The sequence below is a fragment of the Enterobacter sp. PGRG2 genome (assembly GCF_030291195.1).
Lineage (GTDB): Bacteria > Pseudomonadota > Gammaproteobacteria > Enterobacterales > Enterobacteriaceae > Enterobacter_D.
Genome location: NZ_CP127837.1, coordinates 2,403,222 through 2,424,966, shown reverse-complemented (window position 1 = coordinate 2,424,966; position 21,745 = coordinate 2,403,222). Strand labels below are relative to the sequence as shown.

Annotated in this window: 23 protein-coding genes and 1 tRNA gene; 11 read left to right on the top strand and 13 right to left on the bottom strand. The window is 55.0% G+C overall.

The features are described from left to right. Positions 1-564: an alkyl hydroperoxide reductase subunit C gene (gene ahpC / locus QRD42_RS10575; RefSeq protein WP_072567721.1), complete on the bottom strand. Its 564-nt coding sequence runs from the start codon at positions 562-564 to the stop codon at positions 1-3. A 155-nt stretch (positions 565-719) separates the two neighbouring features. Here ahpC and dsbG point away from each other — a divergent pair, with 155 nt between their 5' ends. The 4 genes from dsbG (at position 720) to QRD42_RS10555 (ending at position 4,622) form a co-directional block, all read left to right on the top strand. Next, positions 720-1,466, top strand: coding sequence for a thiol:disulfide interchange protein DsbG (gene dsbG / locus QRD42_RS10570; protein WP_072567720.1), 747 nt, complete (start codon positions 720-722; stop codon positions 1,464-1,466). Between the two features lie 222 nt (positions 1,467-1,688). Further along, entirely contained in the window at positions 1,689-2,591 is a 903-nt protein-coding gene (citR, locus tag QRD42_RS10565) for a DNA-binding transcriptional repressor CitR (RefSeq protein ID WP_072567719.1), read from the top strand. Between the two features lie 196 nt (positions 2,592-2,787). Beyond that, positions 2,788-4,011 carry a phosphoadenosine phosphosulfate reductase gene (locus QRD42_RS10560; RefSeq protein WP_321987070.1) on the top strand — a complete coding sequence of 408 codons (1,224 nt, stop codon included), beginning with the start codon at positions 2,788-2,790 and terminating at the stop codon, positions 4,009-4,011. Further along, positions 3,996-4,622 carry an IbrB-like domain-containing protein gene (locus QRD42_RS10555; protein ID WP_072567717.1) on the top strand — a complete coding sequence of 209 codons (627 nt, stop codon included), beginning with the start codon at positions 3,996-3,998 and terminating at the stop codon, positions 4,620-4,622. The genes QRD42_RS10560 and QRD42_RS10555 overlap by 16 nt, the downstream gene beginning before the upstream one ends. On the opposite strand, the gene QRD42_RS10550 is transcribed toward QRD42_RS10555, so the two are convergent. Next, positions 4,623-5,783 carry a pyridoxal phosphate-dependent aminotransferase gene (locus QRD42_RS10550; RefSeq protein ID WP_321987069.1) on the bottom strand — a complete coding sequence of 387 codons (1,161 nt, stop codon included), beginning with the start codon at positions 5,781-5,783 and terminating at the stop codon, positions 4,623-4,625. It lies immediately after the preceding gene. 130 nt (positions 5,784-5,913) lie between these two features. Between QRD42_RS10550 and QRD42_RS10545 the strand changes: the two genes are divergently transcribed. From QRD42_RS10545 to QRD42_RS10535, 3 genes are read left to right on the top strand one after another with little or no spacing between them, the layout of a single operon-like run. Further along, complete coding sequence (locus QRD42_RS10545; protein WP_321987068.1) at positions 5,914-6,528, top strand: methylthioribulose 1-phosphate dehydratase; 615 nt, start codon at positions 5,914-5,916, stop codon at positions 6,526-6,528. After that, positions 6,525-7,214: an acireductone synthase gene (gene mtnC / locus QRD42_RS10540; protein WP_321987067.1), complete on the top strand. Its 690-nt coding sequence runs from the start codon at positions 6,525-6,527 to the stop codon at positions 7,212-7,214. Before QRD42_RS10545 ends, mtnC begins: the two co-directional genes overlap by 4 nt. After that, on the top strand, positions 7,211-7,753 hold the full coding sequence (locus QRD42_RS10535; RefSeq protein ID WP_321987066.1) for a 1,2-dihydroxy-3-keto-5-methylthiopentene dioxygenase: 543 nt from the start codon (positions 7,211-7,213) through the stop codon (positions 7,751-7,753). The genes mtnC and QRD42_RS10535 overlap by 4 nt, the downstream gene beginning before the upstream one ends. A 35-nt stretch (positions 7,754-7,788) precedes the next feature. On the opposite strand, the gene QRD42_RS10530 is transcribed toward QRD42_RS10535, so the two are convergent. From QRD42_RS10530 to prmB, 6 genes are read right to left on the bottom strand one after another with little or no spacing between them, the layout of a single operon-like run. After that, complete coding sequence (locus tag QRD42_RS10530; RefSeq protein ID WP_072567712.1) at positions 7,789-8,064, bottom strand: YfcL family protein; 276 nt, start codon at positions 8,062-8,064, stop codon at positions 7,789-7,791. Positions 8,065-8,089: 25 nt separating this feature from the next. Then, on the bottom strand, positions 8,090-8,638 hold the full coding sequence (locus tag QRD42_RS10525; protein ID WP_072567711.1) for an elongation factor P hydroxylase: 549 nt from the start codon (positions 8,636-8,638) through the stop codon (positions 8,090-8,092). Continuing rightward, positions 8,638-9,447: a sulfite exporter TauE/SafE family protein gene (locus QRD42_RS10520; RefSeq protein ID WP_321987065.1), complete on the bottom strand. Its 810-nt coding sequence runs from the start codon at positions 9,445-9,447 to the stop codon at positions 8,638-8,640. Before QRD42_RS10520 ends, QRD42_RS10525 begins: the two co-directional genes overlap by 1 nt. Next, positions 9,447-10,271, bottom strand: a complete 825-nt coding sequence (gene mepA / locus QRD42_RS10515; protein WP_318377438.1) for a penicillin-insensitive murein endopeptidase — start codon at positions 10,269-10,271, stop codon at positions 9,447-9,449. The genes QRD42_RS10520 and mepA overlap by 1 nt, the downstream gene beginning before the upstream one ends. A gap of 2 nt (positions 10,272-10,273) precedes the next feature. Further along, the gene (aroC, locus tag QRD42_RS10510; RefSeq protein WP_321987064.1) at positions 10,274-11,359 is read right to left on the bottom strand and encodes a chorismate synthase; all 1,086 of its coding nucleotides are present in this window, start codon (positions 11,357-11,359) and stop codon (positions 10,274-10,276) included. Positions 11,360-11,407: 48 nt separating this feature from the next. After that, the gene (gene prmB / locus QRD42_RS10505) at positions 11,408-12,340 is read right to left on the bottom strand and encodes a 50S ribosomal protein L3 N(5)-glutamine methyltransferase (RefSeq protein ID WP_072569412.1); all 933 of its coding nucleotides are present in this window, start codon (positions 12,338-12,340) and stop codon (positions 11,408-11,410) included. A gap of 167 nt (positions 12,341-12,507) precedes the next feature. Here prmB and smrB point away from each other — a divergent pair, with 167 nt between their 5' ends. Then, entirely contained in the window at positions 12,508-13,059 is a 552-nt protein-coding gene (gene smrB, locus QRD42_RS10500; protein WP_072567707.1) for an endonuclease SmrB, read from the top strand. A gap of 205 nt (positions 13,060-13,264) precedes the next feature. Here smrB and sixA read toward each other — a convergent pair whose 3' ends face one another. The 4 genes from sixA to QRD42_RS10480 form a co-directional block, all read right to left on the bottom strand. Next, positions 13,265-13,756, bottom strand: a complete 492-nt coding sequence (gene sixA / locus QRD42_RS10495) for a phosphohistidine phosphatase SixA (RefSeq protein WP_321987063.1) — start codon at positions 13,754-13,756, stop codon at positions 13,265-13,267. A gap of 208 nt (positions 13,757-13,964) precedes the next feature. Continuing rightward, positions 13,965-16,112, bottom strand: coding sequence for a fatty acid oxidation complex subunit alpha FadJ (gene fadJ, locus QRD42_RS10490; protein ID WP_321987062.1), 2,148 nt, complete (start codon positions 16,110-16,112; stop codon positions 13,965-13,967). Then, positions 16,112-17,422, bottom strand: a complete 1,311-nt coding sequence (fadI, locus tag QRD42_RS10485) for an acetyl-CoA C-acyltransferase FadI (protein ID WP_321987061.1) — start codon at positions 17,420-17,422, stop codon at positions 16,112-16,114. The genes fadJ and fadI overlap by 1 nt, the downstream gene beginning before the upstream one ends. A 161-nt stretch (positions 17,423-17,583) precedes the next feature. Continuing rightward, a complete protein-coding gene (locus tag QRD42_RS10480) occupies positions 17,584-17,868 on the bottom strand; it encodes a YfcZ/YiiS family protein (RefSeq protein ID WP_072567703.1) in 285 nt (94 codons plus the stop codon). 369 nt (positions 17,869-18,237) lie between these two features. On the opposite strand from QRD42_RS10480, the gene fadL reads away from it, so the two are divergent. Then, complete coding sequence (fadL, locus tag QRD42_RS10475; protein WP_321987060.1) at positions 18,238-19,518, top strand: long-chain fatty acid transporter FadL; 1,281 nt, start codon at positions 18,238-18,240, stop codon at positions 19,516-19,518. Positions 19,519-19,580: 62 nt separating this feature from the next. On the opposite strand, the gene mlaA is transcribed toward fadL, so the two are convergent. Further along, complete coding sequence (gene mlaA / locus QRD42_RS10470; protein ID WP_072567701.1) at positions 19,581-20,336, bottom strand: phospholipid-binding lipoprotein MlaA; 756 nt, start codon at positions 20,334-20,336, stop codon at positions 19,581-19,583. 316 nt (positions 20,337-20,652) lie between these two features. Here mlaA and QRD42_RS10465 point away from each other — a divergent pair, with 316 nt between their 5' ends. Together QRD42_RS10465 and QRD42_RS10460 are read left to right on the top strand one after the other, a co-directional pair. Then, a complete protein-coding gene (locus tag QRD42_RS10465; protein ID WP_072567700.1) occupies positions 20,653-21,594 on the top strand; it encodes a formate/nitrite transporter family protein in 942 nt (313 codons plus the stop codon). A 75-nt stretch (positions 21,595-21,669) separates the two neighbouring features. Continuing rightward, positions 21,670-21,744: transfer RNA gene (locus tag QRD42_RS10460), tRNA-Arg, on the top strand. The last annotated feature ends 1 nt before the right edge of the window (position 21,745 follow it).

Sequence of the window (21,745 nt, the reverse complement as noted above, 5' to 3'; positions counted from 1 at the left end):
TTAGATTTTGCCAACCAGGTCCAGAGATGGAGCCAGAGTCGCTTCGCCTTCTTTCCACTTAGCCGGGCATACTTCGCCTGGGTGGGAAGCAACGTACTGAGCGGCTTTGATTTTACGCAGCAGGTCAGAAGCGTCACGGCCAATGCCTTCAGCGGTCACTTCGATCGCCTGGATGATGCCCTGCGGGTCAACGATGAAGGTGCCACGGTCAGCCAGGCCTTCGTCTTCACGCATGTTTTCGAAGTTACGGGTCAGTGCGCCAGTCGGGTCGCCGATCATCGCATATTTGATTTTTGCGATGGTTTCGGAGCTGCTGTGCCATGCTTTGTGGGTGAAGTGGGTATCGGTAGAAACGGAGTACACGTCTACGCCCAGTTTCTGCAGTTCTTCGTAATGATCCGCAACGTCACCCAGCTCGGTCGGGCAAACGAAGGTGAAATCAGCCGGATAGAAGAAGAATACGCTCCAGCGGCCTTCGGTATCTTTCTCGGTAACTTCGATGAATTCGCCGTTTTTGAACGCCTGGTTTTTGAAAGGTTTGATTTTGGTATTAATTAAGGACATCTATACTTCCTCCGTGGTTTCGTTGAGTGCTAAGTTACGCAAGTTTTACTGCCACGGCTAATGCGTTTACGTTATCAACTCAATAGGCAATATCTAACAACCTGCCCCGCCGCAGCCTAAAACTCACTTTTACAGTTTATATTCAAGGCCTTGATATGTTAAAGCGTGTAGTTCTGATGACCCTTTTACCTGTTTTCGCACAAGCAGACGAGCTGCCTGATGCGGTTAAAGCTATTGAGAAACAGGGTATCACCATCATTAAGCCGTTCGATGCGCCCGGCGGCATGAAGGGTTATCTGGGAAAATATCAGGATATGGGCGTGACCATTTATGTCACGCCGGACGGTAAACATGCCATCTCAGGATACATGTACGACGGCGCGGGCGCCAATCTTAGCGAAAAGCTGATTGAGAAAGAGATCTATGCCCCTGCCGGACGAGAGCTCTGGCAGCAGATGGAAAAAGCAGAATGGATCCTCGATGGTAAAAAAGACGCGCCGAGGGTGGTCTATGTCTTTGCCGATCCTTTCTGCCCTTACTGCCATCAGTTCTGGCAGCAGGCGCGTCCGTGGGTGGATAGCGGAAAAGTTCAGCTGCGCACCCTGCTGGTAGGCGTGATCAAACCGGAAAGCCCGGCGACTGCCGCCGCGATAATGACCTCAGCCGATCCGGCAAAAACCTGGCACGATTTTGAGCAGTCCGGCGGCAAGATGAAGCTTAACGTGCCCGCGACACCCGCAGACAAAGCCATGCGTTCGCTTAATATGCATCAGCGCCTGATGGATAGCCTGGGGGCCAGCGCGACTCCTGCTATTTATTACATGAATGAAAACAACGTGCTGCAACAGGTGGTCGGTCTGCCGGATGAGCAAAAGCTGAAGGTGATAATGGGCGAACAATAAACGCCTGCGTCAGACCAGAACAATTGCCAGTTTGAGGGTCGCGTTTTGCGGCCCTCAACTTATTTCGGGTCGCACCTTTCAAATATCGCTTTTCATGATATATTCATCTTATCAAACAAAGTCATGTTTGGTATTCGCAAAGGATTGTATTTATTTTTTTCTTCACCATCGTGAAACAATCATCAGATAAATAAATCATAGTCAATAAATCAGGATGACCTAATGGCTAATCTTTATGATCTTAAAAAATTCGATCTTAATCTGCTGGTGATTTTTGAGAGTATTTATCAGCATCAAAGTATCAGCAAGGCGGCTGAGACGTTATTTATTACGCCTTCTGCCGTCAGTCAGTCGCTGCAACGCTTGCGCGCCCAACTTAATGACCCGCTATTTGTTCGTTCCGGTAAAGGCGTCACCCCGACCACCGTGGGCATAAACTTACATGCTCACCTGGAAGAAAACCTTAACGATCTGGAACGAACCATTAATATTATGAATAACAGTGAGCTAATGAAGACCATTGTTGTTTATAGCCCCCAGATCCTGGTTTCGAACGGCATGGTGAGTTTAATTAACCGGCTGCGTGATAACGCCCAGTATAATATCGTGCACCACGACATTTTTATCGCCCCGGAAACCGCCGAAGACCTGCTTAACTATCGCAAGGCCGACCTGGTGCTCTCCCTGCTGCCGGTCACCAATCGTTCTATTGTCTGCACCCGCTACAGAACCGATCCGCTGGTGCTGGTATGCAGCAAATCGCACCCGCGTATTAACGATACCATTAGCGTTAGTGACCTGCTGGAAGAGGGTTTTACCGCCTTTTCGACCCCTGCACAGGGGACCCGCGAAATTTTTACCAGCATTGAAAAAGAGTTACCGCAACGGAAAATACTGTTCCGCAGCGATTCATTCATTTCTGTTTTGAATATGATTAGCCATACTGATTTAGTCGGCATCGTCCCCCTTAAATCCTTCAACTATTATAAAGCATCGCTTAATCTTAAACAGATTAACGCTGGCGTCTCGCTGCCCACCATTGATGTTTTTATGATGTATAATCGCGCTTCCATGAATAGCGCTGTTTTCGCGCAACTGGTAGAAAGTATTGACCAGGATCAGTAACCTCCCGCTGATATATACGGCCTGACATTATCTCCGGCCGTATTAAATTCCCGGGATAAAGTATTGCTGTTTTTACTTACATTAACAGCATTGACGAATCTTCCTCCAGCCAACAGAATATATTCTCTTCGCGGGCTTTCCCCGCATCTTCATACCAGTGTTTTTAATCATGGTTTAACTTACTGGATTAACACTCATGTCAATTCATAAGATTGAGTTAATGGAAAACGTATTTGAAGCCAGTATTGGCCGAATACGCTGGACCTTAGAAAATCTGCCCCGCGTTTGCGTTTCTTTTTCTGGCGGCAAAGATTCCACCGTTATGCTGCACCTCACCGCCCTGCTTGCCCGACAGATGAATAAAAAAATCCACGTGTTATTTATTGACTGGGAAGCGCAGTTCGCCTGTACCATAAAGCATATTAATAAAATGCGGGAGGAGTATCAGGATGTCATCGAAACCTTCTGGTGGATTGCCCTGCCGCTGACCACGCAGAACGCCCTCTCGCAATTTGAACCGGAGTGGCAGTGCTGGGAGCCTGGCAAAGCCTGGGTGAGGCAGCCCCCCGACTGCGCCATTACCGACCCTGCCTGTTTTCCCTTTTACCAGCAGGGTATGACCTTCGAAAGTTTCGTTTACCAGTTTGCGGACTGGTTTTCACAGCAACGCCCCGCCGCCATGATGATCGGCATCCGCGCCGATGAATCCTATAACCGCTTTCTGGCCATCGCCTCTTCGCGCAAGCAGCGTTTCGCCGATGATAAACCCTGGACGACCTGCACCCCACGCGGCAATAGCTGGTACATCTACCCTATCTATGACTGGAAAATCGCCGACGTCTGGACCTGGTTTGCAAAATCAAAAGCCACCTATAACGTGCTGTACGATCTGATGCACAAGGCGGGCGTCCCCTTACGCTATATGCGCATCTGCGAACCTTTCGGCCCGGAACAACGGCAGGGCCTGTGGCTGTATCACGTACTCGAGCCGCACACCTGGGCACGCATGTGTGAACGGGTCAGCGGCGCGCGAAGCGGCGGTCTGTATGCCGGGCAGGATAATCAGTTTTACGGCCACCGCAAGCTGTACAAACCCGAAGGCCACAGCTGGCGCTCCTACGCTCTCTTTCTTCTCGACAGTATGCCCGTCTCTACCGCCGAACATTACCGCAACAAAATCGCCGTTTATCTCCGCTGGTATGAGAGACAAGGCATGGAAGATATTCCGGACGTTCAGGAAGGCGACATCGGCGCGAAGGATATTCCGTCCTGGCGGCGCATCTGCAAGGTGCTGCTCAATAACGATTACTGGTGCCGCGCCCTGTCATTCAGCCCGACAAAAACCAGCAACTATAAGCGCTACAACGAGCGTATGAAAAATAAACGTAAAGAGTGGGGAATTTTATGCGGCAACGACTGATATACGACTTAAAGGATTACTTAAGCTCGCTGGAGGAAGCGGATCGCATTGACGCCATTAATGCTTTTCGTCAGGCGCTGCACGAGCTCAGCCCGTTTCGCGAGCAGCCGGTGGACTGCGTGCTGTGGGTCAGGCACGAAGCCATCAAACCGAACAGCTACAATCCAAACAATGTGGCGCCGCCGGAAAAGCGTCTGCTGCTGAAATCGCTGGAGATGGATGGCTTTACTCAGCCGGTCGTCGCCATCCGTACCGGCGCCCACGAGTATGAAATTGTGGACGGCTTTCACCGGCATGAACTGGGTAAGAGCAAACCGGCGCTGAAAAAGCAGCTTAAAGGCTACCTGCCGGTCACCTGTTTACGCGCTTCCCGTACCCGCAAGTCCGAGCGCATGGCGGCGACCATCCGCCATAATCGCGCCCGCGGGCGGCACCAGATCCAGGAGATGTCAGAGATCGTGCGCGAACTGGCGCAGCTGGGCTGGGAAGATGAGCGCATCGGTAAAGAGCTGGGAATGGACAGCGACGAAGTGCTGCGCCTGAAGCAAATCAACGGTCTGCTGGAGTTGTTTGCCGACCGTCGATTTTCCAGCGCCTGGACCGTGGAGTAGCTACAGCTTACACAGCCGTTCGGCGGCGGCGAGCAGCGTGGCGCTCTGCTTGGCAAAGCACAGGCGGATCAGCTTATGCGGGAAGGGATCCGCGCAAAATACCGATAGCGGGATGGCGGCCACGCCAGCTTCTTTTGTCAGCCACTGGCAGAAGCTGACGTCATCCAGATCGGAAATGGCGCTGTAGTCCGCCAGCAGGAAATAGGTGCCTTCGCAGGGCAAAATCTCCAGACGGCTGTGGCTTAACGCCTCCACCAGCAGATCGCGCTTCTGCTGATAGAAGGCGGGCAGTTCGCGGTAGTGATCAGGCGCTTCGCGCAGCATGTCCGCCAGCGCCAGCTGCGCCGGGGTATTAACGGAAAAGGTCAGATACTGATGCACTTTGCGCAGCTCGGCGCTGATGGCCGCCGGGGCCACACAGTAGCCCACTTTCCAGCCGGTCATATGATAGGTTTTGCCGAAGGAAGAAACCGCTACCGCCCGCTCGCGTAGCTGCGGATGAGCCAGCACGCTGGCGTGTCCCTCCTGTGCAAAGCAGATGTGCTCGTACACCTCATCGCTGATCACATAAATTTCCTGCTCTGCAATGGCCTGCCAGAGGGCGGCAAAATCCTCTTTTTCCCACACCGTCGCCGACGGGTTATGTGGGGTGTTGAGGATCACCAGCCGGGTTTTCTCGCTCAGCAGCGCGGCGAAATTCTGCCAGTCGACGCGAAAATGCGGCGGCTGTAAGGCAATGCGTTTTAACACCCCGCCGGAGAGCTCAACGGCAGGCGCGTAGCTGTCATAGCTGGGATCAAAGCAAATCACCTCGTCACCCTGGCGCACCAGCGCGGTAATGGCGGCGTACAGCGCTTCGGTGGCCCCGGCGGTAACGGTCACGTCGCTGTTTGCATCCGGCAGGTAACCGTACAGCGCTGCGGTTTTATCGGCAATCGCCTCCCGCAATGCCTGCACGCCGGTCATGGGCGCGTACTGATTCGCCCCCTGCGCCACATGATACGCCAGCCGTTCCTGCAAATAGTGCGGGCCATCGTAATCCGGGAAGCCCTGCGACAGATTGATCGCCTGATGCTGCTGGGCGAGCGCGCTCATCTGCGTAAAGATAGTGGTGCCGAGGGCGGGAAGTTTGCTCTGTGGGATCAGCGGGTTATTGCTCATGCGTGGTTGCCTGCCTGTGATACTTGTGTTGCTGCCACTATAACACGATGTTAGTATTTGGCAATCAAGACGCTTAGACGTCTAAACCATAACGATATTCCTGCCTTACGGCTATAAAGGAAGACACTGAATGACAGACAATCTGCAACTCTCCCCCCTCGTCGACGCCTGTCACTGGATTGGCGCGAAAGGCTGGGCCCCCGCCACCGGCGGCAACATGTCTGTGCGTGAAGACGCGGACTGGTGCTGGCTCAGCGAATCCGGCAAGGACAAAGGCAGCCTGACGCCCGACGATTTTCTGCGCGTGGAGATTGCCACCCACCGCGTGCCCTCCGGCCGTACGCCGTCGGCGGAAACTGGCCTGCACACGCTGATCTACCGCCTGTTTCCCGAGGCTAATGCGGTACTGCATGTGCACACGGTCAATGCCACCGTGCTGTCGCGGGTGGAGAAAAGCACGCAACTGATGCTGCACGGCTACGAAATGCAAAAATCCCTCAGCGGGCAGCGCACTCATCTGGACTACGTTCCCGTGGCTATTTTCGATAACGACCAGGATATCGACGCCCTCGCCCGCCGCATTGAAGCCTTCGCACAGGATCATCCGCTGCAATATGGTTTCCTCCTGCGCGGCCATGGTTTAACCTGCTGGGGACGCAGTGTGGCGGAAGCCCGCCGTCATCTGGAAGGTCTTGAGTTCTTATTCGAATGTGAAATGCAGCGCCGCCTGCTGGAGAGAGAATGATCCGCGCGATAGTTACCGATATTGAAGGCACCACCAGCGATATTCGCTTTGTGCATGATGTCCTGTTCCCCTATGCCCGTGAGCGGCTCGCCGCCTTCATTACGGCGCAGCAGTATGGCGAACCGTTCTCCTCGATTCTCGATAATCTGCGCGACGAAATCGGCCAGCCGGACGCCACCACCGCGCAGCTTATCGACACGTTATTCCGCTTTATGGATGAAGATCGCAAATCCACGGCGCTGAAAGCCTTACAGGGCATTATCTGGCGCGAAGGCTATGTGCACGGCGACTTTACCGGCCATCTCTACCCGGACGTACTGCCGTCGCTGGAAAAATGGAAGGCGCAGGGTATTGATCTCTATGTTTATTCCTCCGGCTCCGTCGCCGCGCAGAAACTGTTATTTGGCTACAGCGACGAAGGTGATATTACTCATCTGTTCAGCGGCTATTTTGATACGCACATCGGCGCGAAGCGCGAGGTAAGTTCCTATGCCAGCATCGCTGAACAGCTGGGCCTTGCCCCGTCGCAGATTTTGTTCCTGTCGGATGTTCATCAGGAGCTGGATGCGGCAGCCGAGGCCGGGCTGCGTACCGTGCAGCTTATTCGCGGTGATGACGATGCCGCCAGCCATCATCACCAGGTTCATCGTTTTGATGTTATCAATCCGGAGCAGATCCCTTCATGAGCGCCCTGACCATTTTTTCAGATACCGACGCCAGCCAGCCCACCTGGCACAGCACCGATGCCACAGAGATCCAGCAGCAGCTTAACGCTAAAGGTGTGCGTTTTGAGCGCTGGCAGGCGGATCGCGATTTAGGGGATAACCCGTCTGCCGATACGGTGATCCATGCCTATCAGTCTGCTATCGACAGGCTGGTTGCTGAAAAAGGCTATCAGAGCTGGGATGTGATCAGCCTGCGCGCGGATAACCCGCAAAAAGATGCATTACGCGCTAAATTCCTGAATGAGCATACGCACGGTGAAGATGAAGTGCGCTTTTTCGTGGAGGGTGCCGGGCTGTTCTGCCTGCATATCGGCAATGAGGTGTATCAGGTACTGTGCGAGAAAAACGATCTGATTTCAGTGCCTGCCGGCACGCCGCACTGGTTTGATATGGGTTCCGAGCCGAATTTTACCGCCATTCGTATTTTTGATAATCCCGAAGGCTGGGTGGCGCAGTTTACCGGCGATGCGATTGCCGATGGCTATCCGCGCCTGGCATAGGTTATTCCCCTCTCACCCGTGAGAGGGGCAACCCGTTAACCTTTCGCCTGGGTAAACAGCGTGTCCCACATGCCCAGCACCAGCGCCTGATCGCGCGGGGAAAGCTCACCGGCCTGAATCGCTTTTGACAGGCTGGCGCTGACGTTAGCGTGAACCGCTTCCGGGGAGTGGTCATCGCCATGCTCCAGTTCAGCGACGGCCAGCGTCAGGTGGCCACGCAGATAACCGCTGGCAAACAGCTCATCGTCTCCGGCCGTATCTACCATGTCATCAATTAACGCCAGAATGCGTGCTTCAAACTCCGCGATCATCTTCTTTCCTCTTTAAATCGTGGCTTCAGTTAAGATCTTCCGGCCACGGAAACTGTGCTGCCGTTAGCGGCGGCGTATGATAATAATCCTGTAATGCCTGGATAAAGCGCGCCGGACGCGGAGGGATCCCCTCTTCCAGATACGTCATCAGCTGGGCATGTACCCGGCGCTGAAAAGCGATGCGATCGGGTTCGAAATCGCCGTCCAGATTGTCACAGCTGATATTGAACGGGAAGCCCGCCGCCACGCAGAATAACCATTCCAGCGCCTGCGGCTTAACTTCCACGTCTTCAAACTGCCCCTGAGTGGTGGCATCGCGGCCGTCCGGGCAATACCAGTAGCCAAAATCCACCTGCTCGCGACGCGCTTTCCCGGCGATACACCAGTGGGAAATCTCATGTAAGCCGCTGGCATAAAAGCCGTGCGCAAAGACGATGCGGTTATAGGGCACGTCGGCATCAGCAGGAAGATAGATCGGTTCGTCGTCGCCTTTAATCAGACGGGTATTAAAATCACCGGCAAAGCAGCCATCAAAAATTTCTATTAATTGCTCGTAAGTGTGCGTCGTGTTCATCAGTTCATCCCCAGCCAGTGAAGGATCTCCTGTCCATGGCTGTCAAAAAGCAGTTTTATACTCATTACCGCTGAGACAATCACAATCATCGGGCGAATGAGTTTTTGTCCTTTGCTCAGCACCAGCCGTGATCCCATACGCGCGCCAAGAAACTGTCCGGCAAGCATCACGAAGCCGGTGGCCCATACCACTTTGCCGCCAATAATAAAGAGTAACAGGCCGCCGAGATTGGAGGTGGCGTTCAGCACTTTGGCGTGGGCGGTGGATTTGGCGAGGTTGAAGCCACACAGCGTGACGAACGCCAGCGCGTAAAAGGATCCCGCGCCAGGTCCGAAAAAACCATCGTAAAAGCCCACGCAGCCACCGGCGACCAGTGCAAACGGCAGGCCATACAGCCGCCGTTGACGATCCTCTTCGCCAAGCTTCGGCATCAGCAGAAAATACAGCCCGATGCAGATAACTAAGATCGGCAAAACCTGCCGCAGCACGTCAGACTTTACATACTGCACCAGCAGCGCGCCTGAGGTGGAGCCGATAAAGGTCATCAGAATATTCAGTTTCTGATCCGCCAGATTGACGACTTTCAGGCGCACAAAATAGATCGAAGCAGACAGCGAACCGCCGCAGGCCTGTAATTTATTGGTGGCCAGCGCCTGGGCAGGCGTCATGCCCGCCGCCAGCAACGCCGGTACGGTCAGTAAACCGCCCCCGCCCGCCAGCGCATCGATAAATCCTGCCAGTAAGGCCACAAAAAACAGTACCGCCAGCAGTAACGGCGACACCATAAAGAGATCGATAAAGTTGTCCATTAAAGTGCATGCTCATCCAGTAGCGCCTGGCAGGAAGGCGGCAACGGCGGCGGTGTCTTCTTCTCAGGCTTCGTTATCGGGGGTTTTGCGGGTTCAAACCAGCTTTGTAATTCCGCGCCGCATCCATCGCCTGGCGGCGGCAGCGGTTGATCTTCACATTCAAGGCTGTCCGCCGGGCAGCGCAGGCGCACGTGCATGTGCGCGCGGTGCTGGAACCACGGACGAACTTTTTGCAGCCAGTCGCGATCCGTTCCGGCATCCAGACATAACTGCTGTTTAATGGCCGGATTGACGAAAATACGCGTCACGTCATTATCTTCCGCCGCCAGCTTGATCAGCTGGCTAATCTGCGGCTGCCACAGCGAAGGCACCACACGCTTACCATCGGATGACACCAGATCCAGCGCCTGGGGTTTACGCAGCTGCGCCGCCGTCCAGCGGGTTTGTGGCAACTGCAGGAAAATATCGACGTCCAGCCCGGTCTGATGGCTGGCGTGACCGCCGTTGAAACGGCCCCCGGCGGGCATGCCCATGTCGCCGATCAGCATGGTTCCCAGCCCCAAATTATGCACCTGGTTCCCCAGACGCTGAATAAACAGCACCAGATCCGGGTGACCAAAGTAACGCCGCTGATCGGTGCGCATCACCTGATAGGTATCCGACTGTAAAGGCAGCTCGCTGGCCCCCACGATGCAGCCATTGGAAAAGGCCCCGATGGACTGCGGGCTGCCCACCACCGGATGGGTAATTTTTTGCCAGGGCGTGGCGGCGAGGCTGAACTGGCTGACGAGCAGCGCCGCCAGCGCAATGACACGTTTTTTCATAGTTACCAGCGTGGCAATGTGGTTGTGACGTCCCCGTTCTGCGCCCGCTGGCGCATGAAGTGATCCATCAGCACGATGGCGAGCATCGCTTCGGCAATGGGCACGCCGCGAATACCCACGCAGGGATCGTGACGGCCTTTGGTGATCATTTCGATCTCTTCACCGGCGCGGTTAATCGTGCGCCCCGGCACCGTAATGCTGGAGGTTGGTTTGAGCGCAATATGGGCGACGATCTGCTGCCCGCTGCTGATGCCGCCGAGAATGCCGCCGGCGTGGTTGCTCTGAAAACCTTCTTGTGTGATTTCATCACGATTCTGGCTGCCGCGCAGCGCAACAGCACCGAATCCTTCGCCGATCTCCACGCCTTTAACGGCGTTGATGCTCATCAGCGCGTGAGCGATGTCGGCATCCAGACGATCAAACACCGGTTCGCCCAGGCCCGCCGGGACGCCATCGGCCACCACGGTGATCTTCGCACCAATGGAATCGCCCTCTTTTTTCAGGCCGCGCATCAGTTCGTCCAGCGCCTCGATTTTATCGGGATCCGGGCAGAAGAACGGGTTTTGTTCCACCTGCGACCAGTCTTTGATCTCAAGCGGAATGTCGCCCATCTGGGTCAGACAGCCCCGAATGACGATACCGAATTTTTGCGCCAGGTATTTCTTGGCAATAGCGCCTGCGGCCACGCGCATAGCGGTTTCCCGCGCGGAGGAACGTCCGCCGCCACGATAGTCGCGCAGGCCGTATTTTTGTTCGTAGGTGTAATCGGCATGGCCCGGACGGAAGGTGTCTTTAATGGCGCCGTAATCCTGCGAGCGCTGATCGGTGTTTTCGATCAGCAGACCGATACTGGTGCCGGTGGTGACACCTTCAAAGACGCCGGAAAGAATTTTCACCTGGTCCGGCTCGCGACGCTGCGTGGTGTAGCGAGAGGTGCCCGGACGGCGGCGATCCAGATCCTGTTGTAAATCGGCTTCGGTCAGCGGAATGCCCGGCGGCACGCCGTCAACAATGCAACCTAACGCCAGACCGTGTGACTCGCCAAACGTGGTTACGCGAAAGAGTTGTCCAATACTGTTTCCTGCCATCACGGCTCCGTTATTTTGTTGTGTTGTTGTGCGGCTTAGTTGTGCGGCTTAGTCTTTATAAATGCTGAAGTGTTCCCGCGCGGCGACCAGCTGTGCTTTGGTCAGCATGAAGACGCCGTCGCCGCCGTTGTCAAACTCCAGCCAGGTGAAGGGCACATCCGGATACTGCTCCATCAGATGTACCATGCTGTTACCCACTTCACAAATCAGGATGCCGTCATCGGTCAGGTAGTCCGGTGCACAGGCCAGAATGCGGCGCGTCAGCTTCAGGCCATCGCTGCCGGAGGCAAGACCCAGTTCCGGCTCGTGACGGTATTCGTTCGGCAGATCCGACATGTCTTCTTCATCGACATACGGCGGATTGGTGACGATCAGATCGTACTGTACCTTCGGCAGATCGCGGAACAGATCGGAGCGGATCGGCGTGACGTTGTGGATCAGGCCGTGCTCTTCGATGTTGTGCTCCGCCACCGCCAGCGCGTCCGGGGAGATGTCCACCGCGTCCACTTCCGCTTCCGGGAATTCATAAGCGCAGGCAATGGCGATGCAGCCGCTGCCGGTGCACATATCGAGAATATGCTGTGGTTGCTGGTTGATCAGGCCCGCGAAACGGCTGGTGATCAGTTCGCCAATCGGCGAGCGCGGCACCAGTACGCGTTCATCGACAAAAAATTCGTGGCCGCAGAACCAGGCTTTATTGGTGAGATAGGCAACCGGGATACGCTCGTTGACGCGACGGATCACGCGCTCAACGATGCGGTGGCGTTCGCTGGAGGTCAGGCGCGCGTTACGCATCTCTTCCGGAATATCCAGCGGCAGGTAGAGCGTCGGTAACACCAGCTGGACGGCTTCGTCCCAGGGGTTATCGGTACCGTGCCCATACCAGATATTGGCCGCGCTGAATCGGCTGACCGACCAACGTAACATGTCCTGAATGGTATGCAGCTCACTGACTGCTTCATCGACAAAAATTTTATCCACACTATCCTCCAGGACATGCATTGCTGTAAATTCGGCGGCTAGTTTGCCATGAAGACGCCGATAAATCAGCATTCTCGCACCTGCCCGGCGGGGAAAAATGCGTTTTGCCTGCACACAGGCCGCATCGAGTCGGGTAAACTGGCGGAAATAAAAGATGAGACAGAAAAATGAAAAAGAAAGCATCGCTCAGCGAGGAGGATCAGGCGCTGTTCCGGCAGCTCATGACAGGCACGCGCAAAATCCAGCAGGACACCATTGTTCACCGCCCGCTGCGTAAAAAAGTGACGGAGGTGCCGGTGAAGCGCCTGTTATCGGAGCAGGCGGATGCCAGCCACTATTTTTCTGATGAGTTTCAGCCGCTGCTTAATACCGACGGCCCGGCAAAGTATGTGCGCCCGGACGTCAGCCATTTCGAATTGAAGAAGATCCGCCGCGGTGATTACTCCCCGGAGCTGTTTCTGGATTTGCATGGTTTGACGCAGATGCAGGCGAAGCAGGAGCTGGGCGCGCTGATTGCCGCCTGCCGCCGCGAACATGTGTTTTGCGCCTGTGTGATGCATGGCCACGGGAAGCATATTCTCAAGCAGCAAACACCATTATGGCTGGCGCAGCATCCGCACGTGATGGCCTTCCATCAGGCACCGAAAGAGTACGGCGGCGATGCGGCCCTGCTGGTGCTGATCGAAGTGGAAGAGTGGCAGCCGCCAGAACTCCCCTGAGCACGTGCCCGGTGCCGGGATGCCCGGCGGCGCAGGCTTGCCGGGCCTACGAATTCGTAACCCGTCGGTCGGGTAAGCACAGCGTCACCCGACAAAACCAGCCACCAGTTGTAGGTCGGGTAAGCGAAGCGCCACCCGACAAAACCCCAGCCGCCAGAAACAACAAGAGCCGCATCAGCGGCTCTTTTTACAGGGTCAGGCGGGATTAAATCGCTTTCGCCATTTTCAGATTGCAGGGACTCATTTGCCAGTTAAACACCCCTTTCCCTGCGTTATCCAGCGTAACGCTGGCAATCGCTGAGGTAGAAAACATTGGCGGCGTCAGGGTCGGGCACAGTTCTGACACCAGGTAACCCACCAGCGGCAGGTGCGAAATCACCAGCACCGAAGATACTCCTTCGTTAGTCAGCGTCTGCAAATACGCGCTGACCATACGCACATCACCACCGGGCGTCAGCTCGGGCAGGACGTCGATCTCCACATCGTCCGGCAGGTTCATGCACTCCCCTACCTCGCTCAGCGTCTGTTCGGCACGCAGAAACGGACTGACCAGTACACGCTCGATGTTCACTTTTTGGCTTAACAGCCAGGTTGCCATTTGACGGGACTCATCACAGCCACAAGAAGTCAAAGGGCGAACCGAGTCACTGGCTGCATCCAGAGCAGCGTCGCCGTGACGCATGATAAAAACTTGCATATTGCACCGCTTTTGTTAACCAGAAGCATTGAACCGCCCGAATGAAACAACATGTTTACACCGGAACAGACAATGGCCGGGCATTGTGCCTTATCCATTCGTTGAATGAAACGCTGTGTTTTACATCAATGGCGTAAGTATAGTCAATCACTGTTTATAAAATGAACAGTACCGACACATTCAACGACAGATTTACCCTTTACTGACCTTAACTTACAGGATCAGTGTTATTAGCAGGCCAGAACGTTTCGCCCTGCGCCGCCATTTGTAACAAGTATTCACAAGGCGTAAATCGTGGGCCGTACTGCGCCGCCAGACGCTCCAGCGTCGCCACGATATTCCCCGCGCCGCGCGTATCCATATAGCGGAACGGCCCGCCCAAAAATGGCGGGAACCCGATGCCAAATACCGCGCCAATATCGCCATCACGCGCGCTGCGGATCACCGACTCATCGAGGCAGCGCGCCGCTTCGTTGAGCATCATCATCACACAGCGTTCCGCGATCTGATCCGCCGACAGTTTCGCATTCCCGGATGCGCCAATCAGCGGGTAAATCGCCGGGTCCACTTGCTTCTTGCTTGTACGCCCTTTCACACCGTAAAGATAGAATCCACGACCATTTTTTCTGCCTTTGCGATCGTCGTTCAAAATTGCAGAAATGACCTTTGCAGGCGCGGAAAAACGCTCTCCATACGCGCTCTCCAGCACAGGGATAATTTTAGTGCCGGTATCGATTCCCACCTCATCCAAAAGTTGGATTGGGCCGACCGGGAAGCCAAATTTTACCAGCGCACGATCGATATGCTCGACCTGCTCGCCTTCCGTCAGCATACGCATCGCTTCGTTGATGTAGGGCGCAAGAATGCGGTTGACGTAAAAGCCCGCTTTATCCGCCACAACGATCGGCGTTTTACCCTGCTTTTTCGCCAGCATCACCGTGGTGGCAATGGTTCGCTCTGAGGTTTGCGCATGCGCAATCACCTCTACCAGCGGCATTTTCTCCACCGGGCTGAAGAAATGCAGGCCGATGATATTTTCCGGCCGCGCGGCTTTCGCAGCAATATCGCCAATCGGCAACGACGAGGTGTTAGAAGCAAAAATGGTCTGCGGCGAGCAGTGCTGCTCCACTTCCGCCACCATCTGCTGTTTTAGCGCCAGATCTTCGAATACCGCCTCAATCACGATATCGCGCCCGGCAAAACCACGGTAATCGGTGGTGCCGGAGATCAGCGCCATGTCGTTGTCACGCTCCTGAGGACGGATATGGCGGCGACGGACTTTTTTATCAAGCTGCTGCCAGCTGTACTGCAGCGCATGGTTGATACCGGCAGGTTTAATATCCTTGATGCGCACCGGCAGTTTGCCTTTGCTGGCAGTGACGTAAGCAATGCCGCCGCCCATCAGACCACCGCCCAGAATGCCCACCGCACGTAACGGCGCGGGTTCGACGGCGCTGCCCGGATCTTTTTTGATGTCGGTACTGGTAAAAAAGATATGCCGCAGCGCACGGGACTGCGGGGTCATCGCCAGCTCGCCGAAGGCGCGGGCTTCTGCCTCATAACCGCTGCTGCGCCCCTGGGCGAGCCCCGTCTGTACCACGTCCAGAATGCGCGGCGCGGCCGGATAGTTGCCGTGGGTTTTCTGCTGCGTCTTTTTCTCCACCATACGAAACAGCAGGGTGCGCCCGAGCGGGCCGGCCATGATACGTTCGCGCACGGGTAAACGACGCCCGGTCGGTTTGCCTTTTTTTGCCAGTTCCACGGCCGCGTCCAGCAAAATCGACAGCGGTACGACATCATCCACCAGCCCCACTTTACGGGCCTGGCGCGGACGGAGCATTTTGCCGGTGAGGATCATCTCCAGCGCCGTGCTGACGCCAATTAAGCGCGGCAGGCGCTGGGTGCCGCCGGAGCCGGGTAACAGGCCGAGCTGCACTTCCGGCAGCCCAAGCTGGGTTTTGGGATCGTCAGTACAGACGCGCCCGTGGCAGGCCAGCGCCAGCTCAAGACCGCCGCCAAGACAGGCACCGTGGATCGCCGCAATCACCGGGATGGTAAGGGCATGAATTTCCGCCATCACCTGTTGCCCCTGACGGGCCAGCTCTTCCGCGTCTTTAGCGGTTTTGCAGCGGTCGATCATATGAATGTCAGCCCCGGCGACAAAATTGTCTGTTTTCGCCGAAATGAACACCACGCCACGCAGATCTTTGTTCTCGCGGATTTGTTTCAAAATTGCCCGCACCTGAACGCCGAATTCCGCCTTCAGGGTATTCATTTTTTCGCCGGGCACATCAATGGTCACCACGGCGATCTGATCCGGGCGCACAATCAGGGAGAATGCAGTTGTCATGTCCATTATTCGGCCTCCAGGACCATTGCCGCGCCAAGTCCGCCTGCGGCGCAGGCCGTCACCAGGCCAAATCCCCCGCCCCGGCGGCGTAATTCATGCAGCGTCTGGGTGATCATGCGCGCGCCGGTGGCGGCGAACGGATGGCCATAAGCGATGGAGCCGCCCAGCACGTTAAATTTGCTGTCGTCCACTTCGCCGGTGGCCTGACTGCGACCCAGCACCTCGCGGCTGAACTGGTCGCTGGCCATCAGCTTGAGGTTTGCCAGCGTCTGGGCGGCAAAGGCTTCATGCATATCAAACAGCGTCAGATCGTTAAGGGTGATGCCTGCGCGCTCCAGCGCCAGCGGCGTCGACCAGGCCGGACCCAGCAGCATGTCCTGCTGCACACCGACGGCGGTAAAGGCATAGCTGCGCAGGAATCCGAGCGGCGTCAGCCCCAGTTCCCTGGCGCGGGATTCGGTCATCAGGATCACCGCCGCCGCGCCATCGGTCAGCGGCGTACTGTTGGCCGCTGTCACGCTGCCGTGTTTACGGTCAAACGCCGGGCGCAGTTTGCTGTAATCAGCAAGCGTGGAGTTGTGGCGAATATTATTATCCTGCACCACAGGATCACGGTACGGCGGCACGTAGGCGGTCATCACCTCGTCCGCCAGTTTACCGTCCGCCCAGGCCTGCGCCGCCAGCTGGTGGGAGCGATGTGCCAGCGCATCCTGTTGCTCGCGGCTGATGCACCAGGTTTTTGCCATTTGCTCGGCGGTATCGCCCATGCGTAAACCGGTGGAGTATTCCGCAACGGCGGGCGGCACGGGGAGTAAATCCCGCGGGCGCAGACGGGAAAAGAGTTTTAGCTTCTGCCCTGCGGTGCGGGCTTTGCTGAGATCAAGCAGCGTACGCGCCAGGGTTTTGCTGACGCCGATGGGCAGTACGGAGGTGGAATCCGCCCCGCCCGCGATACCGGCGCGAATGGTACCCGCCATCAGGCTTTCGGCAACGTTCGCCACCGCCTGAAAGCTAGTGGCGCAGGCACGGCTGACGCTGTACGCATCGGTATGAATGTTCATGCCGGTGCCGAGCACAATTTCGCGGGCAATGTTTGGCGCTTCCGGCATCTGCACCACCTGACCAAACACCAGTTGTTCGATAACGTCAGGCGGAATTTCGCTGCGGGCGAGCATTTCGCCCACCACCATTTTCCCGAGGCTAATGGCCGGTATGCCGTGAAAGGCGGTGGCCTGGCGGGCAAAAGGGGTACGCAATCCGGTGACAATGGCAATGCGATCGCCCTGACGGGTGACAAGCGGTAATGCCTGACTCATAACACTCCCCTGTAAATAACATCATGCAAAGTGGTCTGACCTGATATTAGTCTTAACCTTTTTTTTACATTTAGCCAACTGGCTGAGGGGATTTTTGCGAGCTAATACACAGAGATGATGGAGAAAACGCTCCTGAGGATCAGGAGCGTGATAAGGGGGATTTAACGCAGGCCGAGCTGGAAGATCAGGGTTTCCGCTTCGCAGGCGAAAACAAAATCAATATCCAGACGCACACCCTCTTCAACGTCGGTAAAGGTGGAGGTGATCTGGCACGGGTCTGACTCCACGCTGCGCGCCTTTTCCGTTAATGCGGCAAGCGTCGCTTCTGCGTCGGCACGTGTGGTAAATACGCGGCTGTAAGAGGCGGTGCAGTCGGTATTATCCATAATGGTGCCCACATCCATACAGCAGCAAACCGGGGTTTCATCAGCACTGCATTTACTCATTGTAGATTTCCTCTGTATTTGCACTCGGGGTGCCATAAACGATGTGGTTATTTTACGCGCCCCGTAAAAGTGGCTCCAGTTGTTAATCTCACAATTGCCGGATAGTGACCGTTATCACAGCTTAAAATGATCTAAAACAAAATTCGCCGTTGCTCATAACCGTAACGGTGCACAAATTTGCCACGCAGATCGCGTTTCGAAGATCACATTTGAAAAATCTTATAAACATCCTTGCAACATTCCCTCTGGTCGGACCTATACTTCCGCCACTGGTCTGATTTGTAAGTCGTACCTCAGACCCTACACTTCGCGCTCCTGTTACGGTACGTAACAATTAATGCATAAAAATAAATGTATGAGGTTATGGTCATGAGCCAGAAAACCCGGTTTACCAAATCTGCACTCGCAGTTGCAGTGGCAATTGTCTCTACACAAGCCTGGTCTGCGGGCTTCCAGTTAAACGAATTCTCTTCCTCTGGCCTTGGCCGCGCTTATTCAGGTGAAGGCGCTATTGCGGATGACGCAGGCAACGTCAGCCGTAACCCGGCATTAATTACTTTATTCGACCGCCCGGCCTTTTCCGGCGGCGCGGTGTATATTGATCCGGACGTGAATATTTCCGGCCGTTCGCCTTATACCGGCCGCAGCACCAAAGCCGATAATATTGCGCCGACTGCCTGGGTGCCTAACCTGCACTTTGTTGCGCCAATTAATGAACAATTTGGCTGGGGCGCATCAGTCACCTCGAATTATGGTCTGGCAACAGAGTTTAATGATAACTACATCGCGGGCGAATACGGCGGTAAAACCGATTTAACCACCCTTAACCTCAACCTCAGCGGCGCTTATCGCTTAAATGACAACTGGAGTTTTGGTCTTGGCTTTGACGCCGTTTACGCTGACGCGAAAATTGAGCGCTATTCCGGCGAGCAGACCGCTGCATTGCCGAAAAACAGTTCTAAAATCGCAAGCCTCGAAGGCGATGAATGGGGCTTTGGCTGGAACGCCGGTATCCTTTATGAGCTGGATAAAGACAACCGTTACGGTTTTACTTACCGCTCAGAAGTAAAAGTCGACTTTGACGGGGATTATAAAAGCGGCATCAGCCCACTGGCTAACCGCTTACCTGGCGCGGGCACGGCTTTCCCTGCCGGTACTGGCGGCCAGACTATTCCAGGCTCGCTGAGTTTGCATCTGCCGGAAATGTGGGAGCTGTCCGGTTATAACCGCGTCGCGCCACAATGGGCTGTACACTACAGCATCGCCTACACCAGCTGGAGTCAGTTCCAGGAGCTGAAAGCCACCGGCGATGGCGACCGCACGCTGTTCTATAAAGACGAAGGCTTTAAAGATTCCTACCGCCTGGCGCTGGGTACCACCTATTACATGGATGATAACTGGACCTTCCGTACGGGTATCGCCTATGACGACAGCCCGGTTCCGGCTGGCAAACGTTCTATTTCCATCCCGGATCAGGACCGTCTGTGGCTGAGCGCCGGTACGACTTACGCCTTTAATGATAATGCGTCGGTTGATGTGGGTGCGTCTTATATGCACGGTCAGAAAGTTACCGTTAATGAAGGCCCGTATACCTTCCATTCAGAAGGTAAAGCCTGGCTGTTCGGCACTAACTTTAACTACGCATTCTGATAAACCCGTCATATAAAAAAAGGTGAACTTCGGTTCACCTTTTTTTATTGCCTGCTTTGCGGTTATTCAGAATCAATATCTTTTAAATCGTCCTGAATAGCCTGCGCATTCGGGTTTTCGTCAGGTTTTAACTGACCGCCGTTAGCGATAAAGTCGTGGCGCTGGAAATAGGCTTCGCGTACCAGAATATAAGGATCGGACGACTGACGCAGCAGGCCGTCGGAATCCAGCAACTGCGCGCGGGACTCGATACCTTCTACCGTCCATTTACCTACTGAGAGCGGCCAGGTCAGCCAGGAGAGCACCGGATACAGCGTATCCGCCATATCGCCGCCGTCTTCACGCAGGGTAAAGCTGCCATAAAACGGCAACTGAACGTACGGACCGTAACCCACGCCATAATGACCGAGGGTGCTCCCGAAACGGTGCGGCTCCACACGTTGCAGTTTTTCGTTAGATAATCCCGCGACGTCAATAAAGCCGCCCATACCCAGTAAGGTATTCAGGAAGAAGCGGGTAAAGTGCACCATGCCTTTATAGGGATCGCCCTGGAGGAAATAGTTCACCATAATGGCGGGCTCTTCCAGGTTACTGGTGAAATTGCTTAAGCCATTACGCGCGGGCTGCGGTACATAATCACGCCAGCCCACGGCAATTGGCCGCAGCACATAGGGATCCAGCACGTTGAAGTTAAAGTTATACATGGTGCGGTTAAATCCTTCGAACGGATCCGAGCGCCCCTGTTGCTGCTCACCAGAGCTGGCGCAGCCGACCAGTAATGTAGTTCCCAGCGCGAGCGCCGACAGGCGAAATTTCATGGATGTCTCCCTGTAATAAATGGTCATCGCAAAATATCATCCGTGACGGATAAACGCGCAGCGCTCAGGTTTCCGCCTGGAATACGCAAGCGATTGTATCAGCACGTTTAACGATGTGCACGTCAGCGGCAGCACGAGCTGTCACGCATTGAGCATAGCTTGTCTTTCTCTTCTCGTTTCGCCTTCAATTTTATACGTTCTCTGCGATCCTGTTATCACCTTTTTTGCCCTTTGCACAATTTAGGAAGAAGCCCGCTGCTTTAGCACATAAAGCCGCTACGCTTATTAGCATGATCCCCGGAAAGATGAAGCAAAAATGGATGAACTGAAAAACGAAAAATTAGATAAGCACACCGACGACATTGAAGTCGAGAGTGAGGAAAAAGATCGCGGTGAAGAAATCGAGGTGGATGAGGAGCATCTGCCTTCACGGGCAATGGCGATCCATGAACATATTCGTCAGGACGGGGAAAAAGAGCTGGAGCGTGATGCCATGGCCCTGCTCTGGTCAGCCATTGCGGCGGGCCTGTCAATGGGCGCATCGTTTCTGGCAAAAGGCATTTTCCACGTCCAGTTTGAAGGTATTCCCGGCGGCTTTGTGCTGGAAAATCTCGGTTATACCTTCGGCTTTATTATTGTCATCATGGCTCGTCAGCAGCTGTTCACCGAGAACACCGTCACCGCCGTACTGCCGTTTATGCACAATCCGACCTGGGGCAATGGCGGTCTTCTGATGCGACTGTGGGGCGTGGTATTGCTGGGTAACCTGATCGGCACCGCCATCGTCGCCTGGGCGTTTGGTTATATGCCGGTATTTGACGACCCGACGCGCGATGCCTTTGTCAAAATCGGCATGGACGTGATGAAAAATACCCCGCTGGAGATGTTTGCCAATGCCATTATTTCCGGCTGGTTGATCGCCACTATGGTATGGATGTTCCCTTCTGCCGGCTCGGCGAAAATCGTGGTGATCATTCTGATGACCTGGCTGATTGCGCTGGGCGATACCACGCATATCGTGGTGGGCGCGGTGGAAATCTTTTACCTGGTGTTTACCGGCTCGCTGCACTGGAGTGAATTCCTCTGGCCGTTTGCGCTCCCGACCCTCGCCGGGAATATCTGCGGCGGTACCTTTATTTTCGCCCTGTTAAGCCATGCACAGATCCGTAACGATATGAGCAACAAACGTAAGGCGGAAGCCAAAGCGCAGGCCGACGAGGCGAAAAAGAAGGTGAAAGCAAAGCAGAATAACGCTTAAGTGGCGACACTTTGAGCATTCAGGCGGTCACGCGCTTAACGCAGTGCGGAAATGACGTTATACTCGTGCCGCCTTGTCCCCTTAGTTAAATGGATATAACGAGCCCCTCCTAAGGGCTAGTTGCAGGTTCGATTCCTGCAGGGGACACCAG